The sequence below is a fragment of the Aquabacterium sp. A3 genome (assembly GCF_038069945.1).
Classification (GTDB): Bacteria; Pseudomonadota; Gammaproteobacteria; order Burkholderiales; family Burkholderiaceae_C; genus Aquabacterium.
Genome location: NZ_JBBPEV010000001.1, coordinates 567,116 through 593,637, shown reverse-complemented (window position 1 = coordinate 593,637; position 26,522 = coordinate 567,116). Strand labels below are relative to the sequence as shown.

The window sequence follows — 26,522 nt, the reverse complement described above, 5'->3', positions numbered from 1 at the left end:
GTTCAGCGTCCGCGCAGGAACAAGGCGTCCAGCTCGCGCACGCTGAGCTGGCGCCAGGTGGGGCGTCCATGGTTGCATTGATCGGCGCGCTCGGTGGCTTCCATGTCGCGCAACAGGGCGTTCATCTCGGGCAGGGTCAGGCGCCGGTTGGCACGCACCGCACCGTGGCAGGCCATGGTGGCCAACAACTCGTGCTGCGCGCGTTGAATCACGTTGCTGGCGTCCACCTGGGCCAGTTCGGCCAGCACCGAGCGAGCCAGCTCAACGCCATCGGCCTGGCTCAGTGCCATGGGCAGTGCCCGCACGGCCAGCTTGCCTGGCCCCAGGGCATCGACGTCGAGCCCCAGCGTCAGCAAGGTCTCGCGGTGGACTTCGGCGGTGGCCATCTCGGCCGGGGTCGCCGCGAAGCTCAGTGGAATCAACAAGGGTTGACTGTCCAGTCGATCCTGGGCCATCTGGGTCTTCAGGCGCTCGTAGACCACGCGTTCGTGCGCAGCGTGCATGTCCACGATGACCAGCCCCTGGGCGTTTTCGGCCAGCACGTAGATCCCGCCGATCTGTCCGATGGCCCGTCCCAGCGGCCATTGCTCTTGCGTGGCGGCGTCGGTGGGCCACGGCGACTGGCTTGTTGTGGCCAACACCGAGAGGGGCTCATCGGCCGCAGGCGCTGCCGGCACCGCACGAGGCAGGCTCAGTCCCATGAAGGCATCTGGCGCAGAGGCCTGTGGTGCTGCGCGGTCGCTCTGGGGCCATCCTCCCCAGCGTTGTGTGGGCGCTTCGTCTGGCGTGGCGCGCCAGGGCAGTGGCGCCTGTTCGGCGGCTGTCAGCGCGGCAGTGGGGGCCTGGGTGGAGGGTGGCGTTTGATCGGGCGACGGGAGCTTGCCCTGGGTGTCGGCCTTCGAGACCGACAAGGTGGCATCCACCGCGCGCCGCACCGCCTGGTGCACCTCGCGCGAATCACGGAAGCGCACTTCGATCTTGGTCGGGTGCACGTTCACGTCCACCAGCTCTGGTGGGATGTCGATGAACAGGGCATAGGTGGGCTGGCGTTGCCCATGCAGCACGTCTTCATAGGCCGAGCGGATGCCATGGGCGATCAGCTTGTCTCGCACATAGCGGCCATTGACGTAGCAGTACTGGCCGTCGGCCCTGGCGCGTGCGGCTTCTGGCAGACCCGCCCGTCCGTGGACACGCACCGGCCCGACCTGCATCTGCACCTCGCGGCTGTGGCGTATGAAGTCATCGCCCAGCACGTCCTGCAGTCGCTGTGCGGCGGTGCCCGCGCGGTATTGCTCCACCAGCTTGCCTTCGTGCCAGACACTGAAGGCCACCTCGGGCCGTGCCAGCGCGTGGCGGCGCACCGCTTCCACGCAGTGGGCCAACTCGGTGGCGTCGGATTTCAAGAACTTGCGACGCGCCGGCGTGCTGAAGAACAGCTCGCGCACCTCGACACTCGTGCCCACCGAACGCGCCGCAGGTGACAGCTCACCCGATCGGGCATCCAGCCGATGGGCATGGGCGTCGGCCTCGGTTCGGCTGCACAAGGCGGTTTCCGACACCGACGCGATCGCGGCCAGTGCTTCGCCACGAAAACCCATGGTCAGCACGTGCTCCAGGTCGTCAAGCGACCTGATCTTGCTGGTGGCGTGGCGGCGCAAGGCCAGCGGCAGCTCGTCGGTGGGGATGCCGCAACCATCGTCTTCGACCAGAATCTGCCGCACGCCGCCGGCCAGCAACTTGACCGTGACCTGGGTGGCGCCGGCGTCCAGCGCGTTGTCCACCAGTTCACGCACCACCGAGGCCGGCCGCTCGACCACCTCGCCTGCGGCGATCTGGCTGATCAGCTCGTCGGGCAGTTCGCATATCACGCGACGAGGCTGAGCCTGTTCACGCACGGGCGGCTGGTCGTTGGAGGGGGCGTTGGCACGCGTCAGGCTCATCGCCGTATTGTAGAAGCGCGTCCGGCTTTGGGGGGCGTCAAAGGTTGCGTTTGCGGGCCAGCGGTGGGTTCTTGTCGAAATAGCGCTTGATGCCCGCCATCAGGGCATCGGCCAGTTCGTTTTGGTAAGCCTCGTTTTTCAGCTTGGATTCTTCTTCGGGGTTGGTGATGAAGCCCGTCTCCACCAGAATGGATGGAATGTCCGGGGCTTTGAGCACCGCAAACCCTGCCTGCTCGACGCGGGGTTTGTGCAGTCGCCCCACCTTGCCCAGGTGACCCAGCACGGCGTGCCCCAGTTTCAGGCTGTCCTGGATCTGCGCGGTGGTCGACATGTCCAGCATGGCGCGCATCACATGCGCGTCTTGCACCCGGATGTTGACCCCGCCGACCAGGTCAGAGGCGTTCTCCTTCTTGGCCAGCCAGCGTGCGGCGGTGCTGGTGGCCCCCTTGTCAGACAGTGCAAACACCGAGGCGCCCCGAGCCTGAGGGTTCATGAACGCGTCGGCGTGGATGGAGATGAACAGGTCGGCTTGTACGCGTCGGGCCTTGTTGACGCGGTCATGCAGTGGCACGAAGTAGTCTGATTCGCGGGTCAAGAAGGCCCGCATCCCCGGCTGGGCGTTGATGCGCGCACGCAGCTTTTTGGCCACCGACAGCACCACGTCTTTTTCGTAGAGACCCGAGGGGCCGATGGCGCCGGGGTCTTCCCCACCGTGGCCGGCGTCCAGCGCCACGATGATCAGGCGCTCTGCCTGCGCCAGTCGTTTGCCCGGCGTGGCTTGACGTGCGTCGGTTTTGCCGTTGCTGCGGTTGGCCACGCGGGGGGGCTCACCAGCTGGCCCCGGCGCCGTCGAGGCGGGGGGTGTGGAGGCCACGGTGCCGCCGGCCTGTTGGTTGAGCTTGTCCAGGAACTCGCCCAGGGCGTCATTCATGGCCTCTGCCGCATCGTTGGATGCTGCCTGGCTGCCTGCCGACGCGGTGGCGCCCGGGCCGTCCGATGTGGGCGAGGAGACCACCGGGGTCAGCGGCTTGCGTTCGGCGTGCTCGGCCTGCAGCAGCGCCAACAAGGGGTCAGGGGCGTGCTTGGGGTGCAGGTCAAACACCAGCCGATGCTGGTACGCGGCCACCGGCGGCAAGCCAAACACCTGGGGTTCAATGGCCTGTTTGAGGTCCAGCACCACACGGACCACTTTGGGGCGATTTTGTCCTGCACGCACGCCCGCGATGAAGGGGTCGTCTGCACGCACCTTGCTCACCAGCTCCTTGAGCTGGTTGTTCATCTCGAGGCCCTCGATGTCAATGACCAGGCGATCCGGGTGGTCCACCTGGAAGAAGGTGGCATTCAAGGGCACGTCCGATTCGAGCGTGACACGCGTGTAGTCCTGGGCCGGCCACACGCGCACCGCCAGCAACTGAGCGCCCCAGGCCAGTTCGTGCGGGCCCAGCACCAGCAGGGCCACGCCGCCCAACCCGTGTTGCAGCAGGCGGCGGCGCGCAGACTGGGGCGACCCGGGCCGATGGCTCATGTCTGGTGCTCCTGTGCGGTGACGGGCGCGGTGGCCGGCGCGGAGCGCTGCATGTCGGCCAGCAGCGCGGCGCCTTCGGGGGTCAGGCTTTGCAATGTGATGGTCCGCCGGTGCTCGTCCACAGGCTCAATGTGCAGGCGCAAGGCCGGGGTGGGCAGCAGCCCTTGGGCTTTCTCGGGCCATTCCACCAGGCGCAGTCCTGTGGCGCCGAACACGTCACGAAAGCCCGCGTCTTCCCATTCATGGGGGTCGTTGAACCGGTAAAAGTCAAAATGGTGAATGTCGAACTCGGGCGATGGGTGGCTCTCAACGACGGCGTAGCTGGGGCTTTTGATGCGGCCCTGCACGCCCAAGGCCCTCAGCAGGTGCCGTGTGAACGTTGTTTTGCCCGCGCCGAGGGTGCCGAGCAGGTGAATGTCCAGAGAGCCTCCGGCGATCAAAGAGGGTCGAACGAAGGCGGCCAGGCGTGTTGCCCAGTCGCAACACGCCGGCTCGTCAGGCCAATCGGCCTGCAGGGATGGCGCAAGGTCTGCGCTTGCTAGGATCTGTGCATGCATCGTCAACGTCAAACCCCTGTTATCAGTGCCGATCAGGCGGGCTCAGGCCTGAAGCGCGCGGCACATCCGGACGCATCAGCGCTGCTGCAGGCTCTGCGTGTGAAAGGGGCCGAATTGGGATTTTCTCAGATTGGCGTAGCTGGCGTGGATTTGTCAAGTGCCGAGCCTGGTTTGTTGGCCTGGCTGGCGCAGGGCTTTCATGGCGAGATGCACTACATGGCCGCCCATGGGCTCAAGCGCGCGCGCCCCGCCGAGCTGGTGCCGGGCACCGTGCGTGTGATCACGGCGCGCATGGACTACCTGCCCGCCAGCGTGCCCGATGGCTGGCAGGCCATCGAATGGGCCCGTCTGCGCCAGCCCGTCAGCGCGACGGTGTCGATGTATGCCCGAGGGCGCGACTATCACAAGGTTTTGCGAGCGAGGCTGCAGAAGCTGGCCGACCACCTGGCGGCGATGGTGGGGCCTTTCGGCCACCGTGTATTCACCGACTCGGCCCCGGTGCTGGAGGTGGAGTTGGCCAGTCGCAGCGGTGTGGGCTGGCGTGGCAAGCACACGTTGCTGCTGTCGCGCGAGGCGGGGTCGACCTTCTTTCTGGGTGAGATCTATGTGGACCTGCCCCTGCCGGAGACCGACCCGGTGTCAGCCCATTGTGGAGCTTGTCGCGCGTGCATGGACCTGTGCCCCACCCAGGCCATCGTGGCAGAACATCAGGTGGATGCGCGCCGCTGCATCTCTTACCTCACCATCGAGCATCCTGGGCCGATTCCCCCGGCGTTGCGGCCCTTGATGGGCAACCGCATCTACGGCTGCGATGATTGCCAACTGGCTTGCCCCTGGAACAAGTTTGCGCAGCGCGCCCGCGTACCTGACTTTGATGTGCGTCCGGCGCTGGACGGCCCCACCTTGTTGGACTTGTGGTCCTGGGATGAAGCCATGTTCTTGCGCCACACCGAAGGCAGCCCGATCCGCCGCATCGGCTTTGTGCGCTGGCAGCGCAATCTGGCGGTGGCCATGGGCAACGCGCTGGCCGCGACCGACAGCGCCAGTGAGCACCACGGTGCTCTCTTGACGGCCTTGCACGCCTGGTCAGCACGTGGCCTGTTCACGGCGCTGGGGCGTGAAGATGAAGGTGCGCTGGTGGCCGAGCACGTGCAGTGGGCGCTCGGCCAGGCGGGACCGTGACGTACTTCGACGTCCTGCGATCAATCACTCGTTGAGCAGCACGACCTTGCCGCGCACCTGGCGCGAGCCCATCAGGGCAAAGGCTTGTTTGAGCTGGCTCATGGGCAGCGTGTGCTCCACCACGGGCTTGATCTTGCCTTCCATGTACCAGGCGGCCAACTGCATCAGGCAGGCGGCGTTGTTTTGCGGCTCGCGCTTGGCAAACTCGCCCCAGAAAACGCCCATCACCGAGGCGCCTTTGAGCAGCGGGAGGTTCAGGGGCAGGGCCGGGATGGGGCCATTGGCAAAGCCGATGATCAGGTGCCGGCCTCGCCAGGCGATCGAGCGGAAGGCTTGTTCGGTCATCTCGCCACCTACGGGGTCGTAAATGACGTCGGGGCCCGTGCCCTCGGTCAGGGTCTTGATGGCGTCGCGCAGGTTCTGTTTGCTGTAGTTGATGGTGGCATCGGCGCCCAGTGCGGTGCACAAGGCGCATTTGTCATCGGTGGAGGCGGCTGCAATCACCTTGGCGCCTGCGGCCTTGGCGATCTGGATGGCGGCCGTGCCCACGCCGCCAGCGGCGCCCAGCACCAGCACGGTTTCGCCGGCCTTGAGGGCTGCACGGTCCATCAGCGCGTGGTAGGTGGTGCCATAAGTGCACAAGAACGCTGCGGCATCGCCGAACGAAAACACCGGGGGCAGGGGCATCAGCGTGAACGCGGGCGCCACCACGTGGGTGCCAAAGCCACCCGTTCCGGCAAAGCCGGCCACCTGCGTGCCCACGGCCAGGTGCTTCACACCATCGCCCACGGCCTCCACCACACCCGCAAACTCGGCGCCTGGCACAAAAGGCAGGGGGGGCTTCATCTGGTACTTGCCTTGCACGATCAACAGGTCCGGAAAGTTCAGGCTGGCGGCCTTGATGGCCACGCGCACCTCGCCCTTGCCGGGCTCAGGTGTGGCTTGTTCTTTCCATTGAAGCGCATCAGGGCCGTCAAGGGCCTCGCAAATCCAGGCGTGCATGGGGTCTCCTCGTGGGCCGGTGGGCCAGCCGTTGTTGCTCAATGGGCTCATGTTATCAGCGGCACCTACAATCGCCGGGCCTGCTAACTGACCCTCGTCGAGCGCCTGACTTCATGGCTTTTGTTGCCCATTCTTCTGCCCCGGCGGCCACGCCGTTTGCCGCCATGCCACCGGCGGGCTGGCTCTGGGCGGTGGCACTGGGTTCGCTGGCCGTGCGCCTCATGCTGGCGGCCGGCTTGCCATTGACGGGCGACGAGGCCCTGTTTTACTGGTGGTCGCGTTTTCTGGATTACGGCTACTACGACCATCCGCCCATGGCGGCGTGGTGGATCGCGGGCTCACGGTGGTTGCTGGGCGAGGCCGAATGGGCCGTGCGCATGCCTGCCGTGCTGTTGCCTTTGGCCGTGGGATGGCTGATGTGGTGGGCCTGGGCTCCGGTAGACCGGGTGCGCGCGGCCTGGGCCGTGCTCTTCTTCTGGCTCACGCCCTTCAACTGGCTGGTGTCGCTCATGGCCACCGACACGCCCTTGATTTTCTGGGCGGTCGCCTCGGTGGCGTGTCTGGCGCGGGGCGAGCAGCGAGCCGTCTGCGGCCAGCCCGCCACGCTGTGGTACGCACTGAGCGGTGTGTGCATCGGTGCGGCGTTTTTGTCCAAGTACTTTGCCGTGCTGCTGGGGGTGGCTTACCTGGTCTACTTCGTGGTGTGGGCGCGGTCGAGGTGGTGGGGGCTGGTGTGGCTGGTGATCTTTGCCTTGCCCGCCGCCGCGCTCAATGTGTGGTGGAACCTCCACCACTGCTGGACGAACATCATGTTCAACCTGGTCAACCGCAACCAGGGCAGCGACTGGGGCTGGGACGGCCCGGCGGCGTTCCTGGGCATGATGCTGTACCTGCTGGGCCCTGGCCTGCTGTGGTGGTTCTGGCGTGGCCGTGCGGGTCTGGGGGCCCTGGTGCGTGGGCAGGCGCTGATGGTGTGTGTGGCGGTGGTGCCCTTGTTGTGCTTTGCCTGGGTGTCGCTGCGCAAGGACATCGGCCTGCATTGGGTCATGGCCTTTTACCCCTTTCTCTTCCTCATGGCGGCATGGTCCGGAGAGCCCGAACGTCGGCGTTCGCTGGCCAAGGTCATGGCCGCGTTTCTGGCCGTGCACCTGATCGCGGTGCTGGTCTTGGCGCTCACGCCCTTGTCCACCTGGGAGAACAGCCGCGTGTACCCTCGGGTGATCAACGCCGTCGAGGCCCCTGCGGTGGTGCGGGCCTTTGAGGCCCCCGGGGTGGTGATGGGGGCCAGTTCATATGCATCGGGTTCGGTCTATGGCTACGCCCTGGGCCGGCATGTTCCCGTCATTGGGCCGGGCAGCAAGTACGCCCGGCAGGACGACCTGAATGTCGATTACGCCGCGTTTCACGGGCGCACCGTCCGCATCGTGCAGGCCCGTGAGCCTGCATTGGCAGACTACGCGCCTTACTTTCGTTCGGTGCGTGTCCTGTCGGCCGAGGTGCGTGGCGTGACGTTCTACGCGGTTGAGGGCGAAGGGTTTGACTACCCGGCTTACCGGACGGCGGTCCAGGCCCCGGTCAACGCGCGGTATTACGCCTTCCCGTCATGGCTGCCGGTGTGGGGGTGCCCCTTCTGCCAGCGCTTTTGTGGCCAGCCGCGCTGTCCAGCGTCCGACCAGGCTGGCGCGACGCCGCAGCGATAAAATCGACAGCTTCATCCGCCTCGGGGTGCGTGACACCCTGCCCATCTATGCCGTCTGCTGGAACCGATTCTTCACTGCCCGTGGTGGTCATTGGCGCCGGACTGGCAGGCCTCACGGTGGCTTTGCACCTGGCCGACAAGCAACCCGTGGTGGTGCTGGCCAAGCGCCGCCTCGAAGAGGCGGCCACGGCCTGGGCCCAGGGCGGTATCGTGGGCGTGCTGGGCAGCGACGACAGCGTCGAGTCTCATGTGCGCGACACGCAAGAGGCGGGTGCCGGCCTGGTGGACGAGCGCACGGCCGAGTTCATCGCCCGGCACAGCGCTCAGGCGGTCGAGTGGCTGGTAGAGCGGGGCGTGCCGTTTTCGCCAGACCCGACCGGGCCGCTGGGCCTGCACCTCACCCGCGAAGGTGGTCATGCCGTGAGGCGCATCGCCCACGCCGCCGACGCCACCGGCAAGGCCATTCATGACGTGTTGCTGGACGAAGTGCGCAAGCACCCCAACATCACCTTGCGTGAAAAATGGATGGCGATCGACCTGATCACCAACCGCCACCTCAAGCGCTCACAGCAAGACCCGACGATGGTGCGTTCGCTGGACGCAGGTCGCTGCCACGGCGTGTATGCCCTGGACATCGAACACGGACGCGTCGAGACCCTGGCCGCATCGGCTGTGGTGCTGGCCTCCGGAGGCGTGGGCAAGGTGTACCGCTACACCAGCAACCCTGATACCTCGACAGGCGACGGCATCGCGATGGCGTGGCGGGCCGGGTGCCGGGTGTCGAACATGGAGTTCATCCAGTTTCACCCCACGTGCCTGTATCACCCGCAAGAGCGCAGCTTCCTCATCACCGAAGCGTTGCGGGGCGAAGGCGGCATCCTGCGCCTGCCCGACGGTACGCGGTTCATGCCCGACCATGATGAGCGTGGTGAGTTGGCCCCGCGAGACATCGTGGCCCGCGCCATCGACTTCGAGATGAAAAAACACGGCCTGGACCACGTCTGGCTGGACGCCACGCACCTGGGCGAGGCCTTCCTCAAAGAGCACTTTCCCACCATCCATGCGCGGTGCATGAGCCTGGGTATTGACATCGCCCGCCAGCCGATTCCGGTGGTGCCGGCCGCGCACTACACCTGCGGCGGCGTGGTGACCGACCTGCATGGCCGCACCGACCTGCCGGGTCTGTATGCCGTGGGCGAGACCACCTACACCGGCCTGCATGGGGCCAACCGCCTGGCCAGCAATTCCTTGCTGGAGTGCGTGGTGCTGGGCCGCACCTGCGCCGAAGACATCCAGGCCACCTTGCCCGATCAGGTGCCGCGCGTGCGTGACTGGGACGAAAGCCAGGTGACGGATGCCGACGAAGAGGTGGTCATCTCGCACAACTGGGATGAGTTGCGCCTGCTGATGTGGAACTACGTGGGCATTGTGCGCACCACGCGCCGCCTGGAGCGCGCGTTGCACCGCATCAAGCTGCTGCGCAACGAAATTGACGATTACTACGCGGCCTTCCGCGTGAGCCGCGACTTGCTGGAATTGCGCAACCTGGTGGACTGCGCCGAGCTGATCGTGCGCTCGGCCTTGTCGAGGCAGGAAAGCCGCGGGCTGCACTTCAGCCGCGATTACCCGCGTACGTTGCCGGTGAGCTTTCCCACCATCCTGTGCAAGAAGCCCAAGCGCAAGGACGCCTGGCAGCCCTGAATCGGCCGCCGTTCAGTCCTGTTCGCCCCATTCAGCGCCGCGCCCGCATGGCGTAGCGCGCTTGCACGAACTCGAACGCAAACTCGACCGCCTCGCGCACCAGTTGCTCATTGTCGTTGCGCTCTTTCTCGGTCATGTGAAAGGCCAGGTCCACCTTGTGTCGGATGTACCTGGGAGGCAGTCGGTTCAAGGCCACGCAGGCCACGTCCGGGTGCTGATCCTCGGTGAGCAGGGGGTAGCGTGGCGACAGGTCGATCACCAGTTGCAGCACCTGTTGCTCGTGGTAGTTGTGCAAGGACGTGAAGTCGGCGGGCATGTGAACAACACACTCTGAAAGATCTTGGCATTTTCTGCCAAGTCGGGTTGAGCCGTGGAGGGCAAGCCGAGCACAAGTTATCGCAAGGCGCGGTAATCGGTGAAATCCCGCCTAGGTACCTTGATGCGCAATGTGTACATTTGTACTCATCTTGTGTTTTCAGGGGTGTTTCATGTCACAGGCACATGGGGTGGGCAGCATCACGCGCCGCAACTCATTGCGGTTGCTGTTGGGTGGGGGCATGGGGGCCGTGGGTGCCTTGGGGGGCGTACGCAGCGCGGCGGCAGCCACCGGCAACAGTCGCATCGACGTGCATGCCCACTTCATTCCCGACTTTTTCCGTGATGCGCTTCGGGCCTATGGCGTGCAGGGCGATGGGGGCATTCCCTTGCCATCCTGGTCGATTCAGGAGGCGGTCAGCTTCATGGACAAGTTCAGGATCGCCGCCCAGGTGGTGTCGCTGTCCGAGCCCGGGCTGGGTTTCTTGCCCGACCTTGATAGCCGGGTGTACATGGCCCGTCAACTCAACGACTACGTTCGACAGGCCTTGCTGGGCGCGCCAGCCTACAGTGAGGCGCACCGCCGCTTCGGCGCGTTCGCGGTCTTGCCGCTGAGCAACGCCACCGACGAGCGCGAAGTCGAGGCCGCGTGTCAGGAAGCGCATCGGGCCGTGACGGTGTTGGGTCTGGATGGCGTGGGTTTGTATTCGAACCATGGTGGCACCTACCTGGGCGACCCGCTGCTCGCACCGTTGATGAGAACCCTCAACGACCTGGGCGCCTTCGTGTTTGTGCATCCGGTGGCGCCGCCAACCCGGCCCGAGGTGGACATTCCCAACTTTGTGCTCGAGTTCCCGTTCGAGACAACGCGCGCGGCCACCAACATGCTCTACAAGGGCATCTTCTGGCGGTATCCACGCATACGGTGGATGTTGGCGCATGCTGGCGGCGCCATTCCATTCTTGTCCTACCGAGCAGGTCTGTTGGCGCTGCACCTGGACGCCCGCAACAGTGCGTTCTCCAGGTTGTACTTCGACACGGCGCTGTCAGCGGCTCCGCCTGCCATGGCGGCCGCCCGCAAAGTGACAGACACCGGCCACATCCTGTTCGGATCGGACTTCCCGTACTCGAAGTTGGTGTACTCCCTCAAGTGGCCTGGTGATCCGAACGCCGAACTCAATGACACCTTCTCGTCCAGCGAACGGGCGATGGTGGACCGTGCCAATGCCTTGGCCCAGATGCCTCGCTTGAAAGCCCGTCTGGCGTGATGCCTGTGCGGGCGTTGTTTGACTTGCCAAAGGAGACATGATGAACAGATTGATCGCTGCGCTTCGCCGAACGGTGGCGCCTGTGTTGTTGCCCGTGTTGTTGGGCACGGTAACCGTGGCCACTGCGCAGAGCCTGCCACCATCCTTGTTTTTGCCCGAAGCCGTGTTGCCCCGCCAGACCGTCGAGGCCGCACCTTACCCGGTGGCCTTGCCCACAGGCCAGCCCCGGGCGCCCATTTCGAAGTTCAGGTACGAGTTCAAGGGGCAGACAAAGTCCTTGGACCAATACCTGAGCGAGGCCAAGGTGCGTGCGCTGCTGGTGCTCAAGGATGGCAAGATCGTTCACGAGTTCAACCGTTTCCCGTACCACCGGCGGTCATTGCATCAATCGTGGTCCATCGGCAAGCAGGTGCTGTCGGCCCTGGTGGGGGTGGCGATCGCTGAAGGTGCCATTGGCTCGGTGGACGACCGAATGGACGCCTACGATCCTTCGCTGGCGCTCAACGGCTTTGCCGGCGTGACGTTCAAGCAGGCTCTGCAGATGTCGTCCGGGGTGGCGTACGATGAAGAAGCTGATCGCTTCAAGCTGTTTCTGGACGTCATCACCAACTTCTACACCTTCGGGCGGCAAGGGCAAAATCTTGCGCAGAAGACTTACGACGCGGCCCTGACCTCGGCCTACGTGCCTGGCAGCCGCTACGAGTATGCGAGCATCAATTCCCAAGCCATCAGCAGCGCGCTGGAGAAAGCCGTGGGGATGCCGTACAAGGACTACCTGCAGCGCAAGCTTTGGCAACGCATGGCCATGCCCGATGACGCGAAGGTGTTGGTGGACCGCGAAGGCCAGGCCTTTACTTTCTGCTGCCTGTACGCCACCACCCGCAGCTATGCCGCGTTCGGCCTGATGTATGCGCGTGGCGGGGCCTTGTATGGACGCCAACTGGTGCCTCAGGACTGGGTGCGGCGTTCAACCCGCCTGGATGCCGATACGGGCAACTGGGCCAACGTGCCGCGTGACGGCAACGAATTCGGCCTGTACGGCTTTGGCTACCACTGGTGGCCACTGGCGGGCGAACGCGGAGATTTCTCGGCCCTGGGTGTGTTTGGTCAGGCCATTCACGTGCTGCCTGAGCAAGACGTGGTGATCGTTCGCATGAGCGGTGACTTCGACACGCCGGGGGCCCATGCCGAAGAGAACGTGTTCATGGGCCGGGCTTTGGCAGATTACCTGTCGCGGCCGTGAGCGCGGCGCCGCTGAGCACCCAGGTGAAGCCCTGCTCGGCGCGCACGAGCAGGGCCTCGCGTTGCTGGGGCGCCTCGATGCAACGGATGCACAGCGTGAAGGTGTGTTCGATGATGATGGCCAGCGCGGTCTCCAGATCGGCGGCCGAGATGCTGGGCAGCATGCCCTTTTGCATCAGTTGCGTTTGCATGTCGCGTCGCACCTCGTCGAGGTGTGACTCCAGCAGGTCGCGTGCAGCACCTGGGGGGCCCTGCCGCGTCATCTGAGCGGCTTTGAAATGGGCCGGGTGCTGCAAGGCAAAGTCGAACAACCAGCCCACCACGGCCCGGGTCGGCGCTTCACCGGGCTTCAGTGTGGCGCGAGCGTCAGCCAGCCCCTGACGCAGTTGCTGGACAAAGTCGGCCGCCAGGTCCATGGACATGTCTTCAACCGACCCATAGTGCCGGTAGATGGCGTTGTGACTGACGCCGGCCGCCGCCGCCAGGGCCCTCAGCGTGAGTCCGGCCAGGCTGCCATGCTCGGCCATCCACTCTGCTGCCGCCGCCAGCAGCCTGGCCTTGCCTTCGCCGTAAGGTACCCGTTCGCTGCTCAAGGGCGTGCCTTTGTCTGCCAGCGCATCAGCCCAGCCGCTCCAGCACCCGCAGCGAAAAATCGATGGCGCGCACGTCCTTCGTCAGCTTGCCCACCGAAATGCGGTCCACGCCGGTCTCGGCGATGCCGCGCAGTTGGTCCAGCGTCACGCCGCCAGACACCTCCAGCATGGCCACGCCGTCAGCCACCTCCTGATTGATGGCGACCGCGTCGCGCATCATTTGCGGGCTGAAGTTGTCCAGCAGCACGCTGACAGCGCCCGCCTGTAGCGCTTCACGCAATTGCGCCAGCGTTTCCACTTCGACCTGGATCGTGATCTGTTCGCGCAGCGGTGAGGCCTGTGCCGCCACCAGCGCCTGGGCGGTCTTCACGGCGGCGGTCACGCTACCGGCCGCGGCAATGTGGTTTTCTTTGATGAGGATGCCGTCGTACAAGGCCAGGCGCTGGTTGGCGCCGCCGCCTACGCGCACCGCGTACTTTTGCGCCAGGCGCAGGCCGGGCAGGGTCTTGCGGGTGTCCAGCACCACGCAGCCGCGCGGGTTGGGCGAGGCGCCCTCGATGGCTTCCATGTGCCGGCGGGTCACCGTGGCCACGGCCGACAGCGTTTGCAGGAAGTTGATGCCGGGGCGCTCGGCCGTCAGCAGGGCGCGGGCATCGGCCTCGATCAGGCAGACCTCGGTGTCGGCGGCCATCCAGTCACCTTCGGCGTAGGCCCAGCGCATGATGGCGGAGGGATCGAGTTGCAGCAGGCCGGCCTCAAACCAGTCACGGCCGCAAAGCACAGCGGGTTCGCGCACGATCAGCCGTGCTTTCACGCGCTGGCCAGCGGGCACCAGTTGGGCGGTCCAGTCGCACACGCCCACGTCTTCAAACAGGGCATCGCGCACATTGCGCGCGCGGGCGTCTTCCAGGGTCTCGTTGTGGTCGAACATGATGCGCAGGGCGGCTATGGGCGGCTCAGGCCGCGCCGATGTTGGGCACGAAGCCTTGGGCAGGCTTGGCAATCGCAGAAGGGTTCTGGGCCACGAAGGCCAGCATGCGGTCGATGCAGCCGTGGGCCTTGGCACGGATGTCTTCGGGCACGGTGATCTCGCCCGTGCCTTGCTCCAGGCAGTCCAGGATGCCCTGCAGGGCGTTCATGGCCATCCAGGGGCAGTGGGCGCAGCTCTTGCACGTGGCGCTGTTGCCCGCCGTGGGGGCCTCGATCAGCACCTTGTTCGGGGCCATCTGGCGCATGCGGTGCAGGATGCCGTTGTCGGTGGCCACGATGAATTCGGGCGCATCCATCTCAACCACGGCCTTGAGCAACTGCGAGGTGGAGCCCACCACATCGGCCTGGGCCACCACGCTCTCGGGCGACTCGGGGTGCACCAGGATCTTGGCCTTGGGGTGCTCCTTGCGCAGCAGGTCCAGTTCGAGCGCCTTGAACTCATCGTGCACGATGCAGGCGCCGTTCCACATCAGCATGTCGGCGCCGGTCTGCTTCTGGATGTAGCGGCCCAGATGGCGGTCAGGCGCCCACAAGATCTTCTCGCCCTGGGCCTTGAGGTGCTCGACGATGGCCAGCGCGCATGACGATGTCACCATCCAGTCGGCGCGGGCCTTCACGGCGGCGCTGGTGTTGGCATAGACCACCACCTTGCGGTCGGGGTGGGCGTCACAGAAGGCGGTGAAATCCTCGGCGGGGCAACCCAGGTCCAGCGAGCAGGTGGCGTCCAGGTCGGGCATCAGCACGCGCTTCTCAGGGCTGAGGATCTTGGCCGACTCGCCCATGAACTTCACGCCAGCTACGATCAAGGTCTGCGCGGCGTGGTCGCGCCCGAAGCGGGCCATCTCCAGCGAATCCGACACGCAGCCGCCGGTTTCCAGCGCCAGATCCTGGATGTCGCCATCCACGTAGTAATGGGCCACGAGCACGGCGTTGTGCGCCTTGAGCTGCTCTTTGATGCGCTGGCGCACCGAAGCCTTGGTTTCTGCGTCCAGCGCGGGGGGCACCTTGGCCCAGGCGTGGGCCGTGCAGGTGGCGCCCTGGGCGTCTTGCCGGTCGTAATCGAAAGTGATGGTGACGGGGGAGGTCATGGATCAGTGGGTTCGCGGGGGAAACCAGGTGTCGGCCACCCAGGCCAGCAGCAGTTGGCTCAGCCACACGGCGTAAAACGCAAACACGACGTCACTGAAGAAGTGGGCGCCTTGCATCACGCGGGCCATGCCCAGGACGCTGCCCGTCACCAGACCGATGATCCACCATCGGCGGCGCCAGACAGGTCCGCAGGCCAGGCCCAAGCCCATCAGGGCAAATCCGGCCGCGGCCGTGGTGCTGAAAAAACTGCGGTGCTCTGCCGGATTGTCGCCGATCTGGAAAGGCCCCTGAAAAGGCTGCGTGCCGCCAAAGAGCTCGGTTTGCACCGGGCGCGGACGCCCCATGGTTTGTTTGGCCAGGCCCTCACCCAACAGGCCGGGGCCCACCAGCGCCAGCAAGAGTGCCAGCACGGCCGTGCGGCGGCCAAAGCCCATGAGGCGCGCCGCGCGTTGTCGCAGCAGCCAGGCCAGCAGCGGGCTGATCGCCAACCAGGCCAGCAGCAAGGCCACGAGTGCCAGGCCGACCCGTGGTGTCCATGTGTGCAAGGCGCCCAACACGGGGGATGAGGCCAGCACGAACCCCTGACCCGGTTGAAAGTACCGGGCGCTGATCCACACGTCGAGCAAGGGGAACTTGGCGTAGATGGCCAGCAAAAAGAACAACGCCGCCCCCAGGGTGTATTCCAGGGGGCGGGCTTCAGGAGGGGCTTCGGTGGGGCGAGGGTGTCGGTTTCCTGGGCGGTCAATCATTGACCGGGGTCTCCATCGATGGGGCCTGACCACCGCTTTGGCGGCGGTAGGTGGCGTCATCGTAGCCCAGGAAGCCCCGCAACAGCACCAGGCGCATGCGCACCTCCGTGCCGGGACCGGTGGGCACGCTCACTTCTTTGAGCGGCCGCACCCACGCAAATCGGCCGGTGATGTCCTCGTCGGAGGCGTTCTGCGACAGCAGAACCACATCCGCCCCCACCCGGTTGGGCAGGCTTTGTTCGGCGGCGTAGTGGTGGTTCTTCAGTTGTTCGGGGTTCCAGTAAAAGGTGCGCGCCTTGAGGTGCCGCAGGTGGTACTGGCTTTGCGCGATCAGTTCGGGGTCGCTGGACAACAGCGGCAGGCCTTGCACCACCGGGTCGGTGAGGGCGGGCTCGAGCTGCTGGAAGGCGGTGTCCCAGCCTCTGAGGCGAGAGAGCACGTCCAGTCGCTCTGACAGGGTGGTGCTGCTCATGTCGCGCAGGTGCAGCATGCCGGCGGTGAGCGCCAGGTTCAGCACGATCACGATGATGAGCCAACCGTTCGGTCTGGGCGCGGCCAGGGGCACCATCGGCTGGCTCAGGCGCGAGGCCACCAGCAGCGTCAATCCCACCAGAGACGGTGCCGCCCAGTGGATGAAGGCCTGGGCGAAAAAGGCCTGAGCGATGGCCACCAGCAGCAGCGGAAGGCTGGCCGCCCACAGATAGCGGTAGCTGCTGACGGCGGCCATGTAATACGCCGAGCCCTTGGCAACCGAGCGTTTCACGGTGCCGGCCGAACCAGGCTGGGTGATCAGGGTGGAGGGCAACGCCGAAGCGCCCTCCAGGCGAGACGACAGGTGCGTGCTGCTTGCCCATCGGCTGGAGCCGGCGCTGGTGGCAGGCTGGCTGTTGCCGTCTGCGGTGCGTGCCGGCATGGCCGGAACCGGCTTGCGCCACAGCCAGACCGCAGCCAGCAGTGTCAGCGGGCCGAACATCAGCATGAGGCTGACCAGGTAGGTCAAGCCGCCTCGGAAACCCCCGCCTTGCCCGGCTTGCGTGGCCGCCTGCGCGGTGTATTGAAGGGTGGGGTAGCCGTGCTGCATGTTCCACCACACGTGCGGGGCCATGATCAGTGCCGCGAGCGCCAGGGCCAGCCAAGGACCGGGGCGGAGCAGGCCTTTGCGGGGGCCGTGAATGCCCCACAACGCCCACACCATGGTCACCGCGAAAGCCGCCATGCTGTACTTGCTCAACATGCCCAGCCCCAGCACCACGCCCAGTGCGCCCCAGTACTTCAGCCGATCGGTGACCTGCGCGCGCCACAAGGCCCATGCTGCCAGCGTCCAGCACAGCAGCAAGGGCGCATCGGTGCTGGCCAGCAGGCCCAGCAACCCGATGGCGGGCAGCGAGATGAAGACGGCGGCCGCCACGATGCCGGTGCGCACGCCGCTGCTGGTGGGCCAAAGCGCCCGGGCAAAGCCCACCAGGCACAGCGCCGTGATGGGGTACAAGGCCATGGCCAGGGCCTTGACCCCCAACTCGCCAGAACCGAACAGCGCGGTGCTCAGCGCCACCAAGGCGACGATCAGTGGGGGTTTGTCGTGAAAGCCCCAATCCAGGTGGCGTGACCAGTCCCAGTACTGGGCCTCGTCCATGAACAGGGTGATCCCATAGCCTTCGACGACCACCACCCGCACCACAAAGAGCAGCAACACAAACAGCAGGAGCATCCAGAAGCGTGAGCCAGTGATGCGGGGCCAGCGAGCGGGCTTTCGGGCAGGGGTGGGGCGGGTGACGTTTGCTTCTGTGGAGGCCATGAATTCAAACTCTGGACCGCTTGGAGGGCGGTGAACATCGGCAATAGTGCCTAGAGGCCACTCACTTGAGGGGGCATCAGGCCATGGCATTGTGACCCATGGCGTTCACGCGAGCGGCTTCTCGCGCAACTGAGGGGTGCGAGCGCGATAATCCTGACCATTGAGGGCCTCGCCTCCCCAGGGGCGGTGGTCATTGTGTGATCAACCGACGACAACCATGAGCCTGAGTTTTGCCACTTGCGACCTGTGCGATGCACACAAGAACGACACCGATGGCGACTTCCGCGTGCTGCCTCCTGTATTCAAGGACTACGGGCAGCGCCTGAAGTTTGCGGGCCCGGTGGCCACGGTGAAGTGTTTCGAAGACAACACCCTGGTCAAGGCCGCGGTGGACTCGCCTGGCCAGGGCCGCGTCCTGGTGGTGGACGGCGGCGCCTCGCTGCGCCGTGCGCTGGTGGGGGGTAACCTGGGCAAGGCCGCAGCCAAGAACGGCTGGGCCGGTGTGGTGGTGGATGGTTGCGTGCGCGATTCGGCCGAACTGGCGGCGTGCGACGTGGGCATCCGCGCCCTGGGGCTGATGCCCCTGCCCACCGAGAAGCGCAACGAAGGCCAGAGCGACGTGGCCGTGCAGATCCAGGGTGTGTGGGTGCGCCCGGGCGATTGGCTCTATGCCGACGAAGACGGCATCGTGATCGCGTCCAAGCCCCTGATCTGATTCAGCTGAACAGTTCGAGCACGCGGTCCAGGCCACCGGCCTGGATCGAAACCATCGCCTGTTCTCGCACCTTGGGCTTGGCGTGGTAGGCCACGCTCAGTCCCGAGACCCCCATCATCGGCAGGTCGTTGGCGCCGTCGCCCACGGCGATCGATTGGCGGGGGGCGCATCCCAGCCGTTGGCACAGGGCCAGCAGGTGTTGCTGCTTGGCGGCGCCATCCACGATGTCGCCCAGCACCTGGCCGGTCAGCAGGCCGCCGTCGATCTCCAGCGTGTTGGCGTGGGCCTCGTGCATGCCCAGGCGCTCACGCACACGGTCGGCAAAAAACGTGAAACCGCCCGAGACCAGCAGGGTTTGCAAGCCGGCGGCTTTGGCGGCGTTGATCAGCTCAGGAGCGCCAGGGTTGATCTTCAAGCGCTGGTCGTACACCGTTTGCAGCGCTTCGGCGGGCACGCCCTTCAACAGGGCGACGCGGCGGCGCAGGCTGTCCTTGAAGTCGGTGATTTCACCGCGCATCGCGGCTTCGGTGATGGCTGCCACCTCGGCCTTTTTGCCCACGGCATCGGCGATCTCGTCGATGCACTCGATGTTGATGAGCGTGGAGTCCATGTCGAAGGCGATGGCCTTGAAGTCAGCCAGGCGCAGCGGTGGCGTGAAGTGCTGAATGATCAGACCAGGGGCGAATTCGGAAGACATGGCGCGCGTCGTGTTGGCGAAGCCGCGATTATCGCTGTTTCATCCATCGGCGCCACAATGGGCGCATGAGCACCGCCAGCACCGCCGCCGCCCGGGCGGCCTTTGTTCAGCACCTGGTCGATCTGATGAAACGGTTCGGCCCGGTGCGCTCGCGCGCCATGTTTGGTGGGCACGGGCTGTACCGCGAGGGCTTGATGTTTGCCCTGGTGCTGGACGAGCGCCTGTACTTCAAGGTGGATGATCAGAACCAGGCTGCCTTTGACCAGCACGGGCTGAAAGCCTTCAGCTACGTCACCAAGGCGGGCAAGACGGGGCAGTTGCGCTACCACGAGGCCCCTGCCGAAGCATATGAAGACCTCGATGCCATGGCCGTGTGGGCTCAGCGTGGGTATGAGGCGGCGCTGCGGGCGCAAGGCGCTCGCCGCCCGGGGCGCAAGGCCAGCTCACCGGCAACGGTGGCGCCCTCGGCGGGCGTTGCTGGCCTGCGCAATCTGGGGGCTGCCAGTGGCGCCATGCTGGCACAGGCCGGCATCCACACCGAGGCGCAACTGCGTGAGCTGGGGGCGGTGCGCGCCTACCTGGCCACACGTCGCGTGTGCGGTTCAAGGGCGTCACTCAACCTGCTGTGGGCCCTGGAGGGCGCGCTGAGCGGCCGGCCCTGGCAGCAGGTGGCCGAGACCGATCGCGTCAGCCTGCTCATGGCCCTGGAAGACCTGGAACGCCTGTCTGATTGAGTTCAGGACGCCAGCGGTTGCCCCAGCTGCCGCATCAGCTCGCGCACGTACTGCGCGCGGTCCTTCGGGTCTTTCAACTCTTTTTCGATGCGCAGCTTCTCGTTGCCGGCCAGCTTGATGTGGCGGTTCTTTTGCACCAGCTCGATGATGCGCATCGGGTCCACCGGCGGGTTGGGACGGAAGGTCACGTTGATCACGCCGGGGGCCGCGTCGATCTTGATCACGCCATAGGGCTTGCACAGCACACGCAGCTTGTGGGTGTCGAACAGGGTTTGCGCCTGGGCCGGCAGCTTGCCAAAGCGGTCCACGATCTCTTCCAGCATGGTCTCGATCTTGTCGACCGAGTCGGCCGTGGCCAGGCGCTTGTACAGGCTCAGGCGCACATGCACATCGCCGCAATACGCATCGGGCAGCAAGGCGGGGGCGTGCAGGTTGATGTCGGTGTTGCTGCCAAACAAGCCTGAGGGCGAGAGCAGATCCGGCTCTTTGCCTGACTTGAGGGCGCGCACGGCCTCGCCCAGCATCTCGTTGTACAGCTGGAAGCCCACCTCCATCATGTTGCCGCTCTGGTTGTCGCCCAGCACCTCGCCGGCGCCTCGGATCTCCAGGTCGTGCATGGCCAGGTAGAAGCCGCTGCCCAGCTCTTCCATGCTCTGGATGGCGTCCAGGCGCTGCGCGGCCTGCTTGGTCAGGCCTTCCACATCGGGCACCAGCAGGTAGGCGTAAGCCTGGTGGTGCGAGCGCCCCACGCGGCCACGCAGCTGGTGCAGCTGCGCCAGGCCAAACTTGTCGGCGCGGCTCATCACGATGGTGTTGGCGCTGGGCACGTCGATGCCGGTTTCGATGATGGTGGAGCACAACAGCACGTTGTGGCGCTGGGCCACAAAGTCGCGCATGACGCGCTCCAGCTCACGCTCGGGCATCTGGCCGTGGGCCACGCCGATGCGGGCCTCCGGGATGAGTTCCTGCAGTTTGTCGCGCCGGTTCTCGATCGTGTCCACCTCGTTGTGCAGGAAGTAGACCTGGCCACCGCGTTTGAGCTCACGCAGCACGGCCTCGCGGATGACGCTGGAGTTTTCGCTGCGCACAAAGGTCTTGATGGCCAGGCGGCGCTGGGGTGCGGTGGCGATCACGCTCAAATCACGCAGGCCCTCCATCGCCATGCCCAGGGTGCGAGGGATGGGTGTGGCCGTGAGCGTGAGCACGTCGATGTCGGCGCGCATGGCCTTGATGGCCTCTTTGTGGCGCACGCCGAAACGGTGTTCTTCGTCGATGATGAGCAGGCCCAGGCGCTTGAACTTCACGGTGTCGCTCAAGAGCTTGTGGGTGCCCACCACGATGTCGATGGTGCCGTCTTCGATGCCTTGCATCGCCTGCTTGATTTCCTTGGCCGATCTGAAGCGCGACATCTCGGCCACCTTCACCGGCCATTGGGCAAAACGATCCGAGATGTTGTTGTAATGCTGTTCGGCCAGCAGGGTGGTGGGCGCCAGCAGGGCCACTTGCTTGCCGCTGGTCACGGCCACGAACATGGCGCGCAGGGCCACTTCGGTCTTGCCAAAGCCCACATCGCCGCACACCAGGCGGTCCATGGGGCGGGGGCTGATCATGTCTTGCACCACAGCGTGGATGGCGGCGCGTTGGTCGGGCGTTTCTTCAAAGCCGAAGCTGGTGGCAAAGGCCTCGTAGTCCTGCGCGTTGAAGCGGAAGGCGTGGCCTTCGCGGGCTGCGCGGCGGGCATAGAGGTTGAGCAGCTCGGCTGCGGTGTCGCGCACCTGCTCGGCGGCCTTGCGCTTGGCCTTGTCCCACTGCGGCGAGCCCAGCTTGTGCAGCGGGGCCTCGTCGGCGCTCACCCCCGTGTAGCGGCTGATCAGGTGCAGTTGCGACACGGGCACATACAGCACGGCCTTGTCGGCGTACTCCAGGTGCAAGAACTCTGATGGCCCTTCGCCCAGGTCCAGGTTGATCAGTCCCTGGTAGCGCCCGATGCCGTGGTTGCTGTGCACCACCGGGTCGCCCACGTTGAGTTCCGACAGGTCCTTGACCAGGGTGTCGATGTCGGTGGCCTGGTCGTTCTTGCGGCGTCGGCGCGTGGCGGGGGCGGCGTCGAACAGCTCGGTCTCCGTCACCAGGTGCAGGCTACGCTCGGGCTGGGCCGGGTCGTGCCAGATAAAGCCGGCCGCCAAAGGCGCCACGGTGATGGCATGGCGGTGATCACTCTCCACGAAGGCCTGAAGGCCATCCAGGCTGGGCAGGTCGATGCGGTGGTCGCGCAGCAACTCCATCAGGCTTTCGCGTCGGCCAGGGCTTTCGGCCACCACCAGCACGCGTGCGGGCGTCTGGGCGATGTGCTGCTCCAGCTTGCGCAGCGGGTCTTGCCCGCCACGCTCCACGCTCAGCGCCGGCAGGGGGCGGGCCCAGTCCACCGGCTCGCTGCCGCGCACCACCAGTTGCGCATGGGCGTTGGCCAGGGTGAAGAAGTCTTCAGGCTTCAGGAACAAGGCCTCGGGTGGCAGGATGGGCCGTTCGGGGTCGTGCTGCAGGAAGCGATGCCTCTCGCGCGTTTCGGTCCAGAAGCGGCGCAGCGCTTCGTCGATGTCGCCGTGCAGCACCACGGCCGCGCCGCCTTGAGACGGATCGCCCAGGTGGGTGAAGAAGGTGGCCGTCTCGTCAAAGAACAGCGGCAGGTAGTACTCGATGCCCGCTGTGGCCACGCCACTGCCGATGTCTTTGTAGATGCGTGATTTGGTCGGATCGCCCTCGATGCGTTCGCGCCAGCGGTCGCGGAAGGCACCGCGCGCCGTCTCGTCCATCGGGAACTCTCGGCCCGGTAGCAGCCGCACCTCGGGCACGGGGTAGAGGCTGCGCTGGCTGTCGGGGTCGAAGGTGCGGATGGAATCCACCTCGTCACCAAACAGGTCCACCCGGTAGGGCACGGGCGAGCCCATGGGGAAGAGGTCGATCAGCCCACCGCGCACGGCGTATTCGCCCGGCGACACCACCTGGCTGACGTGGTTGTAGCCCGCCAGCGTGAGCTGGGATTTGAGCGCGGCCTCGTCCAGCTTCTGCTTTTGCTTGAAATGGAAGGTGTAGGCCGCCAGGAAGGACGGTGGCGCCAGCCGGGTCAGGGCGGTGGTGGCGGGCAGCAGCACCACATCGACGCCCGTGTCGCCTTCGCCCTTCACGCCCTGCTGCATGCGCCACAGCGTGGCCAGACGTTCCGAAATCAGGTCCTGGTGCGGCGAAAACGTGTCGTAGGGCAGCGTTTCCCAATCTGGAAACACCGCGCAGCGCAGACCGGGCGCAAAAAAGACCATTTCGTCCAGCAGCCGCACGGCGTCGGCTGGATCGGCCGTCATCAGTGCGGTCAATTGGCCTTGTGCTTTGCGAGCCAGCGCAAACTGCGCCAGCAGCAGGGCGTCGGCCGAGCCGGTCGGGCGGGGCACGGTGTGGCGTTTGCCGTGAGCGATCGAGGGCAGGGGCAGGGCGGGCAGCATGGCGTTCACAAAAGACAAAGCGCCCGGGCACAGGGGTGGCCGGGCGAATCGGTTCGACGTGGCCTTGATTGTAGGTGGGCGAGAATGACGCCATGTCATACACCGTCGAGTCACCCACGTTTCAGCCCCGTTGTTTTGCCCTGGTGCCCTGTGCCGGCGTGGGCGAGCGTGCCGGTGTGGGTGGGCCGAAGCAATACCACCCGGTGGCTGGGCGGGCGGTGGTGGCGCACACCCTGGCAGCCTTGCAGGCCGTGCCGCGTCTGGCGGCCACCCTGGTGGTGTTGTCGCCGGGTGATGCGGCCTTCGAGCAGCACGCCCCTGGCTTCACGGGCGATCGGGCCTGGGTGGCGCGCGTGGGTGGCGCCAGCCGGGCCGAGAGTGTGGCCAACGGCCTGAACGAACTGCTGGCGCGCGGCGCCCATCCACATGATTGGGTGCTGGTGCACGACGCGGCTCGTTGCCTGTTGCGCCCGGAGTGGGTTGATCGTTTGATCGCGGCCTGTGATGACGATGAGGTGGGTGGGCTGCTGGCCCTGCCGCTGGCAGACACCCTGAAGGCCGCAGCCCCGGGCCCCCAGGGCGAGCCCCGCGCCCAGCAAACGGTGGACCGCACGGCCAAGTGGGCCGCCCAGACGCCACAAATGTTCCGCCTGGGCCTGCTTCAGCCCGCGCTGGCGGCGGCCTTGTCCGACCCCGCCACGGCGGCGGCCGTGACCGATGAGGCCAGCGCCATCGAGATGTTGGGCCACACGCCGCGCCTGGTGACCGGCGACTTCGAAAACATCAAGCTCACGTGGCCGGGCGATTTCGCTTTGGCCGAGCGCCTGTTGTCGACACGCGCTTGAGCGCCGCCATCACGATGGGCTTGGCCCAGTCTGGGGTGGTTGCCAGCGAGGCGGCGTCGGCCGGCGCCAACACCCGCCCGGCTTGCCAATGCAGCACCAGTGTCGGACGGGGGGCCAGACCCTGCTGTGGGTCGGCCTCGACGCTGTTGTCATAGACCCGCAGCTCCCTCAGGTGTGGCAGCAAGCTGATCAGTTGCAGGCGGCTTTGGTCGAATCGGCGCCGGATGTCGGTCTCAGGGATGTCGTGTCCCCCCTTGCGCACCCGCGCTTTGACCCGCGCCAGGTGCTGCTCAGGACTGGACAGCCCCACGTACCAGATGCGCACTTCAAAGCCCGCATCGGCCGCCTGCTTGAGCAGCCTGACAAAGCTTTGCCCACCCAGGGTGGTTTCGAAGTTGTAGTCCAGTCGCTGCGCAATCGCATGCTGCAGCAGACGTTTGCCTTCGTGCCAGGCTGCACTGTTGGCCTGTGTGCTGCTCAGGTGGGGCTGCGCCGCGCGGATGCGGGCGGCCGCCTCATCGGGGTTGAAGTAATGGGCGCCACTGGCGCGGATCATGACGCCTCCGATGCTGCTTTTGCCGGCGCCATTGGTGCCCGCCAGCACGAACAGGCGGGGGCAGTGCGGGGTGTCCACAGGGGGTCTCTCTGGGTGTTTTGAGTTCATCAGCGACAAGGCGCACCTGCTGTGCGCCTTGGTTTGCTTGGGGTCAGCCCCAGCCAGCGGCGTGGGGACATCGTCAATGTGCTGTCGATGGGCTGCGACGCTCAGGATGCATTCAAGGCCGCCTGTCCCAACGCATCGGGCGAGGCATCAAACGCATCCATCATGCCCTGACGGGATGCCGGACTCTGCATGTGCTGCAACAAGGCATCAAACTCGTGGCTCAGGCTGCCCAAGGCCTGATCTCGGGCATCCAGAAGGGCCTGGTAAGCGTCCAGCGACAACACCACAGCGGTGGGGCGATCGCGCTTGGTGATGGCCACCATGCCCTGACTGAAGGCGGTGTCCAGCACCCGGCCAAAACTGTTTTTGGCTTCGGTGGCCGAGAACTCGGGCACATCAACGTCATTTCCCAGGGGGTTACGCAGGTGCAGGGCGGTCATCGTGGTCTGCCTTCAGCTATGGTTTGGCCATTTTAGCCAAAATGGCCATTTTCTGCAACCTGGGGCTCACCAGTTGGCGTCGTGCTCGGGGGTGGCCTTGATGCGGTGGATGGACAGGTCGGCGCCATCGTATTCCTCCTCATGCGTCAGGCGCAGCCCCCAGACCTTGCTCAGCAGGCCATAGACGACCGCCCCCGTCACCAGGGCAAACAACACTACGCCCACCGTGCCGGCCGTCTGTGTCAACAAACTCACGCCGCCCATGCCACCCAGCGCCGTCTGCCCGAAGATGCCCGCAGCGATGCCGCCCCAGGCTCCGCACAGACCGTGCAGTGGCCAGACACCCAGCACATCGTCGATCTTCCACTTGTTTTGAACCAGGGTGAACAGCCACACGAAGATGGCGCCCGCCACGCCGCCCACCACCAGCGCGCCGGCGGGATGCATGATGTCCGATCCCGCGCAGACGGCCACCAGGCCAGCCAGCGGACCGTTGTAGGCAAAGCCCGGGTCGTTGCGACCCATCATCACCGCCACCAGCGTGCCACCCACCATCGCCATCAACGAGTTCACGGCGACCAGGCCGGAGATCTTGTCGATGGTCTGTGCGCTCATCACGTTGAAGCCAAACCAGCCCACGGCCAGCACCCACGAGCCCAGGGCCAGGAAGGGGATGCTGGACGGTGGGTGGGCCGACATGGCGCCATCCTTGCGGTAGCGGTTGCGCCGGGCGCCCAGAATGAGCACCGCAGGCAGAGCGATCCAGCCGCCGAACGCATGGACCACCACCGAGCCCGCGAAGTCGTGCATGGGGGTGCCATCCAGCGATTGCAGCCAGTCGGCCACTCCGAACTTGTTGTTCCAGATGGCGCCTTCGCACAATGGATAAAAAATACCCACGATGAGGGCCGTGGCCATCAGTTGAGGGCCGAATCGTGCGCGTTCGGCAATGCCGCCAGAAACGATGGCCGGGATGGCTGCCGCAAACGTCAGCAAAAAGAAGAACTTCACCAGGCCGTAGCCATTGCCTTGGGCCAGGGTGCCTGCATCAACGAAGAAGTCAACGCCGTAGGCCACCGTGTAGCCCACGAAAAAATACACCAGGGTGGAAACGCAGAAATCCACCAGGATCTTGACCAGGGCGTTGACCTGGTTCTTGTGTCGCACGGTGCCCAGTTCAAGGAAGGCAAAACCTGCGTGCATGGCCAGCACCATCACGGCGCCCAGCAGAATGAAAAGCGCATCGGCGCTTTGTTTGAGTTGTTCCATGATTCGAATGCGTG

23 protein-coding genes are annotated in these 26,522 nt (G+C 65.6%); 8 read left to right on the top strand and 15 right to left on the bottom strand.

Annotation, left to right across the window (positions count from 1 at the left end; genetic code table 11):
• Positions 1 to 2 precede the first annotated feature (2 nt).
• Genes mutL through tsaE form a run of 3 tightly spaced genes read right to left on the bottom strand, consistent with a single transcriptional unit; the run spans position 3 to position 4,022 of the window.
• On the bottom strand, positions 3 to 1,940 hold the full coding sequence (gene mutL, locus WNB94_RS02580; protein WP_341388189.1) for a DNA mismatch repair endonuclease MutL: 1,938 nt from the start codon (positions 1,938 to 1,940) through the stop codon (positions 3 to 5).
• A 37-nt stretch (positions 1,941 to 1,977) separates the two neighbouring features.
• On the bottom strand, positions 1,978 to 3,465 hold the full coding sequence (locus tag WNB94_RS02575; protein WP_341388188.1) for an N-acetylmuramoyl-L-alanine amidase: 1,488 nt from the start codon (positions 3,463 to 3,465) through the stop codon (positions 1,978 to 1,980).
• Positions 3,462 to 4,022: a tRNA (adenosine(37)-N6)-threonylcarbamoyltransferase complex ATPase subunit type 1 TsaE gene (gene tsaE, locus WNB94_RS02570; RefSeq protein WP_341388187.1), complete on the bottom strand. Its 561-nt coding sequence runs from the start codon at positions 4,020 to 4,022 to the stop codon at positions 3,462 to 3,464. The genes WNB94_RS02575 and tsaE overlap by 4 nt, the downstream gene beginning before the upstream one ends.
• Between tsaE and queG the strand changes: the two genes are divergently transcribed.
• Entirely contained in the window at positions 4,017 to 5,204 is a 1,188-nt protein-coding gene (gene queG, locus WNB94_RS02565; RefSeq protein WP_341388186.1) for a tRNA epoxyqueuosine(34) reductase QueG, read from the top strand. The genes tsaE and queG overlap by 6 nt on opposite strands.
• A gap of 24 nt (positions 5,205 to 5,228) precedes the next feature.
• Here the strand turns inward: queG and WNB94_RS02560 are convergent, their stop codons facing one another.
• The gene (locus WNB94_RS02560; RefSeq protein WP_341388185.1) at positions 5,229 to 6,206 is read right to left on the bottom strand and encodes an NADPH:quinone oxidoreductase family protein; all 978 of its coding nucleotides are present in this window, start codon (positions 6,204 to 6,206) and stop codon (positions 5,229 to 5,231) included.
• Positions 6,207 to 6,319: 113 nt separating this feature from the next.
• On the opposite strand from WNB94_RS02560, the gene WNB94_RS02555 reads away from it, so the two are divergent.
• Together WNB94_RS02555 and nadB are read left to right on the top strand one after the other, a co-directional pair.
• Positions 6,320 to 7,906, top strand: coding sequence for a glycosyltransferase family 39 protein (locus WNB94_RS02555; RefSeq protein ID WP_341388183.1), 1,587 nt, complete (start codon positions 6,320 to 6,322; stop codon positions 7,904 to 7,906).
• Positions 7,907 to 7,953: 47 nt separating this feature from the next.
• Positions 7,954 to 9,606, top strand: coding sequence for an L-aspartate oxidase (gene nadB / locus WNB94_RS02550; protein WP_341388182.1), 1,653 nt, complete (start codon positions 7,954 to 7,956; stop codon positions 9,604 to 9,606).
• 31 nt (positions 9,607 to 9,637) lie between these two features.
• Here nadB and WNB94_RS02545 read toward each other — a convergent pair whose 3' ends face one another.
• Positions 9,638 to 9,922: a late competence development ComFB family protein gene (locus WNB94_RS02545; protein ID WP_341388181.1), complete on the bottom strand. Its 285-nt coding sequence runs from the start codon at positions 9,920 to 9,922 to the stop codon at positions 9,638 to 9,640.
• A gap of 172 nt (positions 9,923 to 10,094) precedes the next feature.
• Here WNB94_RS02545 and WNB94_RS02540 point away from each other — a divergent pair, with 172 nt between their 5' ends.
• Positions 10,095 to 11,189, top strand: a complete 1,095-nt coding sequence (locus tag WNB94_RS02540; RefSeq protein ID WP_341388180.1) for an amidohydrolase family protein — start codon at positions 10,095 to 10,097, stop codon at positions 11,187 to 11,189.
• 40 nt (positions 11,190 to 11,229) lie between these two features.
• A complete protein-coding gene (locus WNB94_RS02535) occupies positions 11,230 to 12,432 on the top strand; it encodes a serine hydrolase domain-containing protein (RefSeq protein ID WP_341388177.1) in 1,203 nt (400 codons plus the stop codon).
• Here WNB94_RS02535 and WNB94_RS02530 read toward each other — a convergent pair.
• From WNB94_RS02530 to WNB94_RS02510, 5 genes are read right to left on the bottom strand one after another with little or no spacing between them, the layout of a single operon-like run.
• Positions 12,392 to 13,024: a TetR/AcrR family transcriptional regulator gene (locus WNB94_RS02530; protein ID WP_341388176.1), complete on the bottom strand. Its 633-nt coding sequence runs from the start codon at positions 13,022 to 13,024 to the stop codon at positions 12,392 to 12,394. The genes WNB94_RS02535 and WNB94_RS02530 overlap by 41 nt on opposite strands.
• Before the next feature lie 25 nt (positions 13,025 to 13,049).
• Positions 13,050 to 13,955 (bottom strand): carboxylating nicotinate-nucleotide diphosphorylase, encoded by a 906-nt coding sequence (nadC, locus tag WNB94_RS02525; RefSeq protein ID WP_341388174.1) that lies wholly within the window; start codon positions 13,953 to 13,955, stop codon positions 13,050 to 13,052.
• A 25-nt stretch (positions 13,956 to 13,980) separates the two neighbouring features.
• Positions 13,981 to 15,102, bottom strand: coding sequence for a quinolinate synthase NadA (gene nadA, locus WNB94_RS02520; protein ID WP_341388172.1), 1,122 nt, complete (start codon positions 15,100 to 15,102; stop codon positions 13,981 to 13,983).
• A 3-nt stretch (positions 15,103 to 15,105) separates the two neighbouring features.
• Positions 15,106 to 15,852, bottom strand: a complete 747-nt coding sequence (locus tag WNB94_RS02515; RefSeq protein ID WP_341388170.1) for a phosphatase PAP2 family protein — start codon at positions 15,850 to 15,852, stop codon at positions 15,106 to 15,108.
• Complete coding sequence (locus WNB94_RS02510; protein ID WP_341388168.1) at positions 15,845 to 17,647, bottom strand: ArnT family glycosyltransferase; 1,803 nt, start codon at positions 17,645 to 17,647, stop codon at positions 15,845 to 15,847. Before WNB94_RS02510 ends, WNB94_RS02515 begins: the two co-directional genes overlap by 8 nt.
• 217 nt (positions 17,648 to 17,864) lie before the next feature.
• Here WNB94_RS02510 and rraA point away from each other — a divergent pair, with 217 nt between their 5' ends.
• The gene (rraA, locus tag WNB94_RS02505; RefSeq protein ID WP_341388167.1) at positions 17,865 to 18,362 is read left to right on the top strand and encodes a ribonuclease E activity regulator RraA; all 498 of its coding nucleotides are present in this window, start codon (positions 17,865 to 17,867) and stop codon (positions 18,360 to 18,362) included.
• A 1-nt stretch (position 18,363) separates the two neighbouring features.
• On the opposite strand, the gene serB is transcribed toward rraA, so the two are convergent.
• Complete coding sequence (serB, locus tag WNB94_RS02500) at positions 18,364 to 19,059, bottom strand: phosphoserine phosphatase SerB (RefSeq protein ID WP_341388165.1); 696 nt, start codon at positions 19,057 to 19,059, stop codon at positions 18,364 to 18,366.
• Positions 19,060 to 19,124: 65 nt separating this feature from the next.
• On the opposite strand from serB, the gene WNB94_RS02495 reads away from it, so the two are divergent.
• Positions 19,125 to 19,793 (top strand): TfoX/Sxy family DNA transformation protein, encoded by a 669-nt coding sequence (locus WNB94_RS02495; RefSeq protein WP_341388163.1) that lies wholly within the window; start codon positions 19,125 to 19,127, stop codon positions 19,791 to 19,793.
• A gap of 2 nt (positions 19,794 to 19,795) precedes the next feature.
• On the opposite strand, the gene mfd is transcribed toward WNB94_RS02495, so the two are convergent.
• Positions 19,796 to 23,290: a transcription-repair coupling factor gene (gene mfd / locus WNB94_RS02490; protein ID WP_341388161.1), complete on the bottom strand. Its 3,495-nt coding sequence runs from the start codon at positions 23,288 to 23,290 to the stop codon at positions 19,796 to 19,798.
• A 92-nt stretch (positions 23,291 to 23,382) separates the two neighbouring features.
• On the opposite strand from mfd, the gene ispD reads away from it, so the two are divergent.
• Entirely contained in the window at positions 23,383 to 24,135 is a 753-nt protein-coding gene (gene ispD / locus WNB94_RS02485) for a 2-C-methyl-D-erythritol 4-phosphate cytidylyltransferase (RefSeq protein ID WP_341388160.1), read from the top strand.
• On the opposite strand, the gene WNB94_RS02480 is transcribed toward ispD, so the two are convergent.
• From WNB94_RS02480 to WNB94_RS02470, 3 genes are all read right to left on the bottom strand, one after another.
• Positions 24,080 to 24,769: an ATPase gene (locus tag WNB94_RS02480; RefSeq protein ID WP_341388158.1), complete on the bottom strand. Its 690-nt coding sequence runs from the start codon at positions 24,767 to 24,769 to the stop codon at positions 24,080 to 24,082. The two genes, ispD and WNB94_RS02480, sit on opposite strands and share 56 nt — an antisense overlap.
• Positions 24,770 to 24,900: 131 nt before the next feature.
• The gene (locus WNB94_RS02475; RefSeq protein WP_341388157.1) at positions 24,901 to 25,239 is read right to left on the bottom strand and encodes a type II toxin-antitoxin system Phd/YefM family antitoxin; all 339 of its coding nucleotides are present in this window, start codon (positions 25,237 to 25,239) and stop codon (positions 24,901 to 24,903) included.
• Between the two features lie 66 nt (positions 25,240 to 25,305).
• On the bottom strand, positions 25,306 to 26,508 hold the full coding sequence (locus WNB94_RS02470) for an ammonium transporter (RefSeq protein ID WP_341388156.1): 1,203 nt from the start codon (positions 26,506 to 26,508) through the stop codon (positions 25,306 to 25,308).
• Positions 26,509 to 26,522: the final 14 nt, after the last annotated feature.